Here is an 11,559-nt window from a genome sequence, read left to right as displayed (position 1 = left end):
ATGGAAAGGCGCTGGGAAGGCACCGCTCCCATGACGTCGGCCCATGAAGTGCCTTTGAAATCGAGCTTTGCCGCGTTCCAGGCAGGAACGAAGAAATAGGCTCCGTTGAAGGCGAAATATTCGTCCAGCCCCATGCCGAGCTCGAACGACCGCTGGTAATGCTTATACTCCGGCGATGCGTATTTCATGATGTCGCCGGAGGCGACGCGACTGAAGACCCAGGAAGGCGCTGCCAGTCCGACCACGTCGACGCTCATGCGGCTGGCTGCCATTTCCTGCTGCAGCCGAGTGACGATAGCGCTGGTATTGGCCTGCGTGTAGGCGACATTGAATGAATCCGGCAACCCGTAGCGCGCCTTGAACCCCTTGGCCAGTTTGGCGACGGTATCGGCGGTGGCGACCGCCTCGACATAGTTGACGCGGCCCTCGGCCTTCGCGGCCTGGACCATAGCCGCCAGTTCGGGTGACTGCGCAGAAACCTGTGCGCCAACAGGAGCGCTGATCGACAGCGCTAGAATCGTGCCGACCGCCGAAAGAAAGCTTCGCTTGGTTGCATTCATCACGTTTTCCTTCCCCAATTTCTTGCTGTGCTTATTTGGAATAGACGAGGACGTTGTCCTTGCGAACATTCAGCCTTACGCGATCTCCGATCTTGTGGTCGTGAACATCGGAAATAGCCTTGATCTCAACGGAGCCGGCCTTCAGCAGGTATTCGCGACTGACGCCGAGGAACGACGACGCGACCACTTCCCCCTCGATCGAGTTGAAATCTTCGCCGGGGAGATCGCAGTCGTGGCGTTGCAGACTGAGATGCTCTTTGCGGATACCGAGGACAATTGGCGCCCCCGCTTCGATGCGATCATGGCCGGCGATCTTCCCGGTCAGCGAGGCTGCGCCGAGAGTGAAGGAGGCGCAGCCCGCACGCTCTGGCGGCGTGGCAGTGCCGGCCAGCATGTTCAGCCCCATGAACTCAGCGACGAACGGCGTCGCCGGATTTCGGAAGACGTGCTCGGGGTGACCGCTCGTCTCGATCGAGCCGCGGTTCATGACGATGACGTGCTCAGCCAGCGCGAAAGCCTCCGTCTGATCGTGCGTGACGTAGAGTGCGGTGAAGCCGATCCTCGCCTGGAGAAGCTGCAGTTCCATGCGCATCTGCTCGCGCATCTGTGCATCGAGGTTGGAAAGGGCCTCGTCGAACAGCACCAAGCGGGGGGCACTGATCAGGGCGCGCGCAATGGCGACGCGCTGCTGTTGGCCACCGCTTAGTTGCGTCGCCATTTTGTCGCGGGCGCTAGAGAGGCCGACCATATCGAGCAGGCGGGTGACCTCATTAAAAATCGTCGCCTTCGAGACCCCGCGAAGCTTCAGCGGAAATCCAATATTCTCGGCGACAGACATATGTGGCCAGATAGCGTAGGACTGGAAGACGACGCCAACATTCCTGCGCTCGGGCGGCAGGTTGGTGCCGGCGCGGCCGTTATAAACGGTCTGCTCTCCGATCTGGATCACCCCACTATCCGGCAGTTCGAGCCCGGCCAGACAGCGGAGGATCGTGGTCTTGCCACAGCCGCTAGGCCCGAGCAAGGCGACCGTGCTGCCCTCGGTTATCGCGAAGGAAACGTTTTGAAGGGCGGCGAAGGAGCCGAACGTCTTCGAGAGGTTTTCGACGTCGACAGACTTCGTTTCGGAAGCGATAGTCATGGCAATTCAGTCCTCGGGGCTCAGACGGGCTTTTGTGAATCTCAGGAGCATCAGAGCCCCGAGAAGCAGGGCCACCTGGACGATGCCAAGCGCGGCGACATAACCCGTGTTGCGTCCAGCAAGGAGAATGAGGGCGACACTGATCGTCTCCGTTCCCTGGCTGTAGATTAGGATCGTCGCGCCGAGTTCGCGGATGAAGATCACGAACAACATGATCCAGGCCGCGACGATACCCGGCCACATCAGGGGCAGCAGGATATGGCGCGTGGCCTGCAGCCAATTCGCGCCGCTCGTGCGTGCGCTCTGCTCCAGCTCCGGATTGATCGTCATGATCATCGCCGTGAGGCTGCGCGTGGAATAGGCGAAGAAGCGGATCACATACGCGATCAGGATGAGCGTCAGCGTCCCATAGAGCGGCGTGCGGATGGCCAAGATCAGCATGCCAAGTCCGAGGATGATCCCCGGAACTCCGAGCGAGAGCGAGAGCAGGATATCGACGACGGCCTTTTTGCGACCCATGCCGCGCTGGAGCGCATAGGCCTGCAACATGCTCATGATGACTGCAATAGTCGCGCCCGCCAGGGCGAGATAAAGGCTGTTGACGATGGCGGTCCTGGCCAGTTCGCTGCGGAAGAGGACGAAATCGAAGTTCCGGAGTGTGACGGCAGCCAAGCTGAACTGGCCCGTCCATACCGAGGAAAGCGAGACCAATAACAGCGCGATGATCGGCAAAATGACTGCGGCGCCGACATAGAGGCATTCGAACGAGATCGCCGCGGTTTTTGCAATCGGGGACAGAGCGATCCGACGCGGCTTGTAGCCCTTGCCCGACACCGTATCGAAGCGGCGCTTGTCTATGTAGCCACGCTGGGCCAGCGTTAGGCTTGCGGTTACGATCAGGATGACGACGGCAATCGCTGAGGCGCGCCCAAACTCCGCCGGATATTGCAGCAGTCCGAATATCTCGGTCGGAATCATCCGGATACCGCTGGGGGACGCCAAGGCAAGCGGCACGTCGAATAAGCCTGCGCTGGTGACGAAGACGATCAGCCCGCCCGACATGAGTGCCGGCATCATCAAGGGGATGACTATCAGCCTGACGGTTTGCAGGAAGCTGGCGCCGTGGACGCGCGCTGCATCCTCGAGAGCCCCGTCCATCTGGCGCAGCGGAGCGATGACGAAGAGATAGATATAGGGCGTGTAGAACAGCGTTAGCACCATGATGACCCCACCACGGCCGAAGATGTCCGGGACCGGCACTTCAGAGCCGAAAACGGCAAAGAGCGTCGACTGGATTAGGCCGCTATTCGGCGCCGCGAGGTAGATCCAACTGATTGCGCCGACATAAGGCGACAGGAAGAACGGCACGAGATTCATCAGGTCGAAGAATCGGCGCCCAGGCATGTCCGTTCGAGATACGAGCCAAGCGAGCGTGAACCCGAAGCACAGGCTCAGCAGCGTGACGGCACATCCGCACAGCAGCGTATTCAGCGTCGCTTCAATAAAATTTCGGTTTGACAGCAGCCAGACGAAATTCTGCAGCGTCAATGAGCCGGCGGCTGAATTCGACGGAAAGAGGCTCTGGATCAGGGTAGCAATTAGCGGCAGCGCCACGAGCCCGATGCCGACAAGCACCGACGCTACGGGCAGCCACCGCTCGAGCCACTCTGAAAGACCGCCGCGATCGCGCTGCGATATTTCAGCCGGACCATTTGGGGCGACGAGCGAGCCAGAGCCGGCAGTCATGCGCGACCCCACGTGAAGCGCCGGGTCGCAGAGTCAGCAAACTCTTCAAACTGGCTCGCTGGCATCATCATTTCCTCCGATTTTATAATCTTGAACAGATCCTACATATTTTGACATGGACGACAACAAAAATCGATAATATGTGTCTACTGGATTTATAATCGACGATACGAGTTTAGAAACATAAGGCGGAGCAATCCCTATGCGCATCGATGGCAAAAAGGTTCTCGTTGTCGGAGGCGCGCGCGGCATCGGCCTCGCCGTCGCTCGGAGATTGGCCGCCGCCGGCGGAGCCATTACAATCGCGGACATCGACCGCGCCGGCGCTGAGGTATCGGCTAAGGAACTGAACGGCGCCGCGGTGGAAGTCGACGTCACCGACGAGGGCAGCGTCAAGCGAATGGTTGACACCATGGTCGACGTGGCTGGCGGGCTGGACGTTATGATTAATTGCGCAGGGGTGACATTGGGAATCCGCAGCATCTTCGATACATCGCTTGCGGATTTCGAGCGTGTTCAGCGGATAAACATGATCGGTACATTCCTCTGTTGTCGCGAGGCGGCGCGTCCAATGGCGGCGCAGAGAAGTGGAAGCCTGATCAACATTGCGTCCGTCACCGGGAAACTCGCCCAAAAGGGCGGGGTCTCCTACGGAACGTCAAAAGCTGCCGTGGCCCATTTCACCCGGATAGCTGCGATGGACCTGGCCGAATTCGGCGTACGGGTGAACGCCATTGCGCCGGGACCGGTCGAAACCCCTCTGATGAAGTCCCACGGCGAGCAGCGCAAAGCAGCCTATATCGCCCGCATCCCACTGGGGCGGGTCGCCCAGCCAGACGAAGTCGGCGGCAGCGCACTGTTCCTGTCGTCAGATGAATCGAGCTACGTGACCGGCGAAGTCCTGCATGTCGATGGCGGCTTCAGCGTCAGCGGGTTGCGCTAATGCCGCGGCCCCGTCGGAGGCGATAGGCCCGCCAGCGCCCCGCGCCCAACGAACGGCGGCGCGCAGACATTGTCGCTGCGCCCGCCCGACCATTGCAGGCGAACCTCCGGATATCCACTGCGTCACATCGTCGGGTCTTCGAGGATGACGTCGGCGGTGTGCCGGTAGTGGCGCTCGAGGAGATCGACCGCCTTTTCGGCATCGCCGTCGAGCACGGCCGTAACGATGGCAAGATGCTCGTCGGCCACATGCCGGACCGGAAATGCGCGACCGATCGAGAGACGCCGATAGCGGTAGAGCTGATCGGCCAACTCATCGCAGAAGCCGAGTAGCGGCCTCGATCCGCATTGGCCGATTAGCGTCCGGTGGAAGATCCGGTGCAGACGCTCCCATTCAGGATTGTCCTCGAACCTCTCGGGATTCAGCGAGCGCGGCGTACGACTGAGCCGATGATGGGCGATGACGAGCTCTTCTTCCCATGAGGGGGTCGTAGCTTCCATAGCCTTGCGCAACGCTAGAGTCTCGACCCAGCATCGGGTCATGGTGAGTTCGCGGAGTTCGGACCGGCTGACGGGCGAGACAACGAACCCGCGCTGTTCGCGCGCTTCCACAAGTCCCTCAGCGGTCAAGCGGTTGAGGGCCTCGCGCAGCGGCGTCTGGCCCGCTTGATACGCCTCCATCAGGAATCGCATTTGCAGTTTCTGGTCCGGCTTCAGCCGTCCGGAAAGCAGATCTTCCCGCAGCTTGTCATAGAGGTCGAGCGTACGGGTGGAAGGGGAAGACGTGCTCATGGGAGGTTCGGCCGGGTACGATCTCGGGAAGCCAGGAAGCGAGCTAGCCGAGCTCACTATAATGATTTTGTAGAGATTCGTGTAGTATCTCAAAATTTATAAATTTTATGCTTTTCATCCCATGCTTCGCAATATAGGTATGGCAAACGAACAATCTCCAATGGACGAGGGCCGCATCATGTCGCCGGCAATCCGGAAGGATGGGAAATCCGGTTGCTGCAGCTGCGGCGTCGATATCCACGCCCATATCGTGCCGGCGACGTTCCCGGGCTATCTAAAGGGGCCTCCCCCGGCGGGCTGGCCCTCGACGGAGGCCGCGCAGCCCTGCCACCGGCATGTCGTGATCGACGGACGCAACTACCGCACGGTCTCCGATCGCTGCTGGGACGTCCCCAAGCGCTTGAGCGACATGGAAGATATGGGTCTGTCGATGCAGGCGATCTCCGCCATGCCAGAGCTTCTGTCCTATTGGATGGATGCCGCGCCCGCCGACGAGTTGCTGCGCTACATCAACGACCAGATTGCGGGCATGGTCGACGAAGCAAATGGGCGCCTGGTCGGGCTCGGTGCCGTGCCGCTGCAAGACATGGAACTCGCTCTGAACGAGTTGCATCGGCTGATGCGACAGCCTGGTTTTGCCGGCGTCCAGCTCGGCAGCAACGTCAACGGCAAGCCGATCGGGGCGCCGGAGTTCGATCCCTTTTTCGAGGCGGCCGAGGAACTGGGGGCGGCTGTCTTCGTGCATGCGGTGCGCCCCTGCGGGCAGGACCGGCTGGTCGGCCCGGCTCAACTCCAGCAGGTTCTAGCCTATCCCGGCGATGTCGGGCTCGCGGCTGCCTCCGTGATCTGTTCGAACCTGCTGCTTCGCCGGCCAAAGCTGCGCATCGCGTTCAGCCATGGTGGGGGAACGCTTGGCCTCCTGCTGCCGCGGCTTGAGGAGGGGCGGCGCCTCTTCCCGGCGCTGCAGGACAGCATCGCGGCATCGCCGAGGGAGCAGGCTCGGCGGCTGTTCTACGATGCGCTCGTCTATGACGAGCCGACGCTGCGGCACCTGACCGGCCTGTTCGGCGAGACCCAGATTATGGTCGGCACCGACTATCCCTTCAATTTCCACGAGCGGCACCCGGTCGAACGCATCGAGGCTTCCTTCGCTGACGATGCAGTGCGCCGGCGGCTGCTGCGCGACAATGCGGCAACTTTCCTCGGCCGGAACGTGGAGCAATCACTATGACCCGTTTCCCTGTCAGCGGCCTGCGCAGCGTCGCCATTGGCACGCCGGATCTCGCCTTGTCCGAGCGCTTCTACACGCAGGTCTGGGGCCTTTTGGTCGCTGCCCGGGTGGACGGCGTCGTCTATCTGCGCGCGAGTGGAGCGGACCATCACGTTCTCGCGCTTCATGCCAGCGAGGGGCCGGAGATCCTCTCGGTCACATTCCGGATCGACGAGGCGGAGGACCTCGGCGCCATCGCAGAGCGTGCCGTGGCCCATGGCGCGACGATACTGGCGCCGCCCGGCCCCAATGCCGAACCGGACGGCGGCAGCATCGTCACGCTCGCCGAACCGCAGGGAGGGGTCTACCGCTTGGTCCAAGGCGACCGGATGCATGCCGATGCCGGCGAAGCGCGCGACCGGCCGTCACGCCTGGCCCATGTCAACCTCAACAGCAGCGATGTCGATGCGCAGGCGGCCTTCTACCAGAAGGGGCTGGGCTTCGCCGTGACCGACCGCTCGAAGCTGATGGCCTTCCTGCGCTGCAACAGCGATCATCATGCCGTGGTCCTGGCCGAGGCGAAAGGCAATGGCCTCAACCACATCGCCTTCCTCATGCGGGATTGGGAATCGGTGATGCGCGCCTCGGGTCGCCTCATCGACGCGGGCTATCCGATCGCCTGGGGCGTGGGCAGGCACGGACCCGGCGACAATGTCTTCGCCTACTTCATCGATCCTGTCGGCTTCGTCGTCGAATTCACTGCCGAGGTCCTGCAGGTCGACGACGCCTATAGCGTCCGCGGGCCCGACGAATGGGTCTGGCCGCCGGGCCGAACCGACCATTGGGGCATCGCGCCGCCGAAGGCTGACCACGTCAAGGCCGCGCAGGCGGCGATCATCTATCGCCCGGCTGCAAGGCCGCCGGGCTCCTGCTGAACGCGAGCGAAGGACAGTTGCGCAGGTGAGCGAGATAAACCTCCCGAATCGGAATCATTTTCAGGTGGTCGTCGTCGGCTTCGGCCCGAGTGGCGCCGTCGCGGCGAGCCTGCTCGGGCATCACGGCATACGGAGCCTGGTGATCGACAAACAGCGCGCGGTCTACGACAAGCCGCGCGCGATCGCGATCGACCATGAGATCATGCGGCTGTTCGACAATCTCGGCGTCGCGGATCAGGTTCTGCCGCATGTCGCGCCGTTCCACGCCTCGGAGCATTTCGGCGCCGAGGGCCAGCTCATCCGGCGCATCGACACGGTGCCGGAACCCTTTCCGTTGGGCTATGTCCCGACCATGGTCTTTACCCAGCCGCCGGTCGAGGCGGCGCTGCGCGCGCATGCCGAGGCCTATGAGAATGTCGAGGTCTCGCTCGGGACCGAACTCGTCGATCTCGCGCAGTCCGACCATGGCGTGACCCTGACCTTACGGGCGGATGACGGCACAGTGCGGATGGTCACGGCCGACTATGTCATCGGCTGCGACGGCGCTTCCAGCGGGATTCGCGAGCGCCTCGGCATCACGCTTGCCGATCTCATCTTCGATGAGCCCTGGCTCGTGGTCGATGTGCTGGTCGACGATGACGCGCTGGGCAAGCTGCCGCAGACAGCGGCGCAATTTTGCGATCCGCGGCGCCCGACGAGCTTCATCATCGGTCCGGGCAATCATCGGCGCTGGGAAATCATGCTCCTGCCCGGCGAAGACCCGCACGCGGCTCAGACACCGGAACGGGTCTGGGAGCTGCTGGCACGCTGGCTGACGCCCGCCGACGCAACGCTCTGGCGCGCGGCAAGCTACCGCTTCCATGCGCTCGTGGCCGAGCCCTGGCGGATCGGTCGCGTCTTTATCGCGGGCGACGCAGCGCACCAGCAGCCGCCCTTCATCGGGCAGGGCATGTGCCAGGGCGTTCGTGACGTCGCCAATTTGATCTGGAAGCTCGTTCGCGTCATCGAGGGTGTCTCCGGCGAGGCTCTTCTCGACAGCTACGAGCCCGAGCGCAGCCGCCATGTGCGCGAGCTGACCACTCGGATCAAGGCGATCGGGCAGGTGATCTGCGAACGCGACCCGGTCGCGGCACGCGAGCGCGACGCCCGCATCCTTGCCGAGGGCGGCGGGGGGCCGCGCACCATCACGCGCCAGGAAATCGTTCCGCCGCTCGCGACGGGCCTGCTGGCGGCAGAGCATGATCCGGGTCGCGGCAAACTGTTCCCGCAGCCCTGGGTGAAGGCGCCGCAGGGACGCGCTCGCCTCGACACTGTTGCAGGCGCTGGCCTGCGGCTGGTGATCGAGGCGGCATTGGCCGCTCAGTTGTCGTCCCGCATCGTCGCAAGGGCTCATGCGATCGGCTTGCGGCTGGTCGTGCTCTCCCGTGCCGGCGAGCACTCGTTTCCGCGCGCCGACGCCGAGGTCGAAGAGCTCGACGGTGTGCTACGTGACTGGTTCGAGGCGCGCGCGCGGGCGGCCGCGATCGTTCGGCCGGACCACTATGTATTCGGCACCGCCTCCGGCGAAGCCGACCTGGCCGAGCTGCTCGACGAACTTGAGTCCGGTCTTGTCCCCAGCCTTTCGGCGGCTCTTCGGCCGCAGATCGCTCCAGCCCTTCCCTGAGAGGACCCGCTTCAATGCGTTTCGCGACTTTTCACCTTCAAGGCGTTCCGACATGGGGCCTGATCGACGGCAATGAGGCGGTCGATCTCGGCGCGGTCCTGCGCGACCGTTATGCCGATCTCAAGAGCGCCATCGCCGCTGACGCGCTCGCCGAGGCGGCCGGTGCCGCCGCGCGCGCGCCACGCCATCCGCTCTCGGCCATCGGCTGGCTGCCGGTGCTGCCCAACCCGGACAAGATCCTCTGCGTCGGCCTGAACTACGAGATGCACCGCAGGGAGACGGGCCGCGCCGAGGTCGAGAACCCAACCATCTTCGGGCGCTTCGCGAACTCGCAGATCGGCCACGGCGCCGATCTCGTCCGGCCCCGCGTCTCGCACGAGCTGGATTTCGAGGGCGAGCTTGCGATCGTCATCGGCAAGCCGGGCCGTTATATCGCGCGCGCCGATGCCTTCGCCCATGTTGCCGGGTACGCCTGCTACAATGAAGGCAGCATCCGCGACTTCCAGCGTCACACCCACCAGTTCACGCCGGGCAAGAACTTTCCTGGTACCGGGGCCTTTGGGCCCTGGATGATGACGCCCGACGAACTGGGCGAGCTGGGTCCGCTGCGGCTGCAGACGCGGGTCAACGGTCAGGTCGTGCAGGACGCGACGTTTGAGCAGATGCTCTTCGATATACCGCGTATCATAGAATACTGTTCGTCGTTCACGCGTCTGGAGCCTGGCGACGTCATCGCCACCGGCACGCCCGGCGGCGTCGGCGCCAAGCGCACGCCGCCCCTCTGGCTAAAGCCCGGCGACGTGGTCGAGGTCGAGATCGACCGCCTCGGGACGCTGCGCAACGGCGTCGTCGACGAAGCCTGAGCACTCCGCTGTCGCCGACGACGCTGCTTCGAGGCTCGCGAAGCGCGCGTGGCGGCAACGCTCCCTCAACGAACAAAAAGAGCCCGGAGGAAACGATGCTCAAGATCCCTGGTTTGGCCCTTACAGCCGCGCTCGCCCTCGTCGCCACGACCGGCGTGCAGGCTCAGTCATGGCCGCAGCGCCCCATCGCACTCGTGGTACCCCAGGCTGCTGGCAATAGCCCCGACATCCTAGCGCGCGTCCTTGCCGACAAGCTCTCGCGCAGCCTTGGCCAGCAGGTCTTTGTCGAGAACCGCACGGGTGCGGCCAACATTGTAGGCACGCAAGCCGTGGCTCGCGCCGCGCCCGACGGCTACACTTTCTTGTTCGCCACCTCTGCGTCCTTGTCGACCAACCCACACACCTTCAAGAAGCTGCCCTATGATCCGCTCAAGGATCTCGCGCCGGTCGCCCTGGTGGCGCGCAGTCACCACGTCCTGCTGGTCAACCCCACTCTGCCGATCCAGTCGCTGGCCGAGCTAATTGCCCAGGAGAAAGCCAAGCCGGGCGAGATCAGCCTCGCTGTCGACAGCGAGCGCAACATCTCCGGCCTGATCGGCCAGACGATCAACAGGCGCGCCGGGACCAAGATGGTGCTCGTGCCCTATGCGTCGGCCGCGAATTCGATCCAGGATACGATCGCGGGCCGCATCCAGGCGACGATCCAGTCGGCCTCCGTCGCAGAGCCCTTCATTAAGGAAGGCACGCTCCGGCCCATCGCCGTCGCGGGCACCCGGCGGTTGGCCTCGATCCCCGGTGTCCCGGCCATCGCGGAATCGCTGGCGAGCGCCGATATTGGCGGCTGGTTCATGGTGATGGCACCTGCGGGCACGCCACCGGACATCATCCAGACGATGAGCCAGAAGATCGGCGAAATTCTTCAGCAGCCCGACATGAGAGAGCGTGCGCCGACGCTTGGATTCGACGTCGATATCGGGCCCCTCGCCACGCCGGCGGGCGCGACCAGCTTTCTTACGAAGGAGATCGATACCATGGGCGCCTTGATCAAGGAGTTCGGCATAGAGCCGCAGTGAGTCCGGGCACATGCCGACGGTGGACTGCGCCTTTTGCCCAGTCCCCGTCGCGCTGGGCGCCGTTGCCGCCTGCTCCATTTATTTCAGCGAAGCGTGCGGAGGCAGCCAAAGTGCCCCCACGCCAGGCGCCTAAATCGACCGTCTGCGGATTGCCGATTGCGCTGATCAATCGCGCGTTGAAGTATAACGCGTGGGCAATGAGTTCCGACATGAGTACATCAAGATCGTCCGGGGCGGAGATGGCGCGAGTCAACGGCCTTTTGATCCGGCCGCTATCGTGATTGTGGTCGGCGCGATCGTCTTCATTCCGCTCATCAGGTGAGCGTGGTCAGCCGCCATCAGCTCGGTGAAAGCTGCCGTTCAATGACGGCTCGCGCAGCGGAGATGGCCTGCCCCCATCAGGTGGCCCGGTTCTAATCTAATGCATGGTGGGCTTGTCGGCCACGGTTGAGATGGCCGGCGAAGCGGGTTGGGTTTTCGTAGGCGGCCAGACCACAGCGACCGGTGCTGGCGGCTTGTAGCCGAGCGAGGAGTGCGGGCGCCGGGTATTGTAGTGCTGACGCCAGCCCTCGATGACGATCCGAGCCTCGGCGAGGCTGTAGAACAGCTCGCCGCTCAGGAGTTCGTCGCGCAG

At 63.3% G+C, this 11,559-nt stretch carries 11 protein-coding genes; 6 read left to right on the top strand and 5 right to left on the bottom strand.

What is annotated here, in order from left to right; translation table 11 throughout:
• From AC1DVA_RS24860 to AC1DVA_RS24850, 3 genes are all read right to left on the bottom strand, one after another.
• Positions 1-560 (bottom strand): type 2 periplasmic-binding domain-containing protein (locus AC1DVA_RS24860; protein WP_476807640.1); only part of this gene is annotated, 560 nt, incomplete at its 3' end.
• Positions 561-591: 31 nt separating this feature from the next.
• On the bottom strand, positions 592-1,701 hold the full coding sequence (locus AC1DVA_RS24855) for an ABC transporter ATP-binding protein (protein WP_476807639.1): 1,110 nt from the start codon (positions 1,699-1,701) through the stop codon (positions 592-594).
• Between the two features lie 6 nt (positions 1,702-1,707).
• Complete coding sequence (locus tag AC1DVA_RS24850) at positions 1,708-3,447, bottom strand: ABC transporter permease (RefSeq protein ID WP_476807638.1); 1,740 nt, start codon at positions 3,445-3,447, stop codon at positions 1,708-1,710.
• 202 nt (positions 3,448-3,649) lie between these two features.
• Between AC1DVA_RS24850 and AC1DVA_RS24845 the strand changes: the two genes are divergently transcribed.
• Entirely contained in the window at positions 3,650-4,390 is a 741-nt protein-coding gene (locus AC1DVA_RS24845; protein WP_476807637.1) for an SDR family NAD(P)-dependent oxidoreductase, read from the top strand.
• Between the two features lie 122 nt (positions 4,391-4,512).
• On the opposite strand, the gene AC1DVA_RS24840 is transcribed toward AC1DVA_RS24845, so the two are convergent.
• Positions 4,513-5,181 carry a GntR family transcriptional regulator gene (locus AC1DVA_RS24840; RefSeq protein ID WP_476807636.1) on the bottom strand — a complete coding sequence of 223 codons (669 nt, stop codon included), beginning with the start codon at positions 5,179-5,181 and terminating at the stop codon, positions 4,513-4,515.
• A gap of 178 nt (positions 5,182-5,359) precedes the next feature.
• Here AC1DVA_RS24840 and AC1DVA_RS24835 point away from each other — a divergent pair, with 178 nt between their 5' ends.
• The 5 genes from AC1DVA_RS24835 (at position 5,360) to AC1DVA_RS24815 (ending at position 10,925) form a co-directional block, all read left to right on the top strand.
• On the top strand, positions 5,360-6,412 hold the full coding sequence (locus AC1DVA_RS24835; RefSeq protein ID WP_476807635.1) for an amidohydrolase family protein: 1,053 nt from the start codon (positions 5,360-5,362) through the stop codon (positions 6,410-6,412).
• Entirely contained in the window at positions 6,409-7,326 is a 918-nt protein-coding gene (locus AC1DVA_RS24830) for a VOC family protein (RefSeq protein ID WP_476807634.1), read from the top strand. The genes AC1DVA_RS24835 and AC1DVA_RS24830 overlap by 4 nt, the downstream gene beginning before the upstream one ends.
• Positions 7,327-7,360: 34 nt before the next feature.
• A complete protein-coding gene (locus AC1DVA_RS24825; RefSeq protein WP_476807641.1) occupies positions 7,361-8,989 on the top strand; it encodes a bifunctional 3-(3-hydroxy-phenyl)propionate/3-hydroxycinnamic acid hydroxylase in 1,629 nt (542 codons plus the stop codon).
• A 14-nt stretch (positions 8,990-9,003) separates the two neighbouring features.
• Positions 9,004-9,852, top strand: coding sequence for a fumarylacetoacetate hydrolase family protein (locus tag AC1DVA_RS24820; RefSeq protein ID WP_476807633.1), 849 nt, complete (start codon positions 9,004-9,006; stop codon positions 9,850-9,852).
• Between the two features lie 95 nt (positions 9,853-9,947).
• Positions 9,948-10,925 (top strand): Bug family tripartite tricarboxylate transporter substrate binding protein, encoded by a 978-nt coding sequence (locus AC1DVA_RS24815; protein WP_476807632.1) that lies wholly within the window; start codon positions 9,948-9,950, stop codon positions 10,923-10,925.
• Positions 10,926-11,343: 418 nt separating this feature from the next.
• Here AC1DVA_RS24815 and AC1DVA_RS24810 read toward each other — a convergent pair.
• Positions 11,344-11,559: integrase core domain-containing protein (locus AC1DVA_RS24810; RefSeq protein ID WP_476807631.1), on the bottom strand; the 216-nt coding region annotated here is incomplete at its 5' end.

This window comes from Allobosea sp. P4_C6 (genome assembly GCF_056402015.1).
The sequence above is the reverse complement of the archived record's forward strand: the minus strand, read 5'-3'. Positions and strand labels throughout refer to the sequence as shown.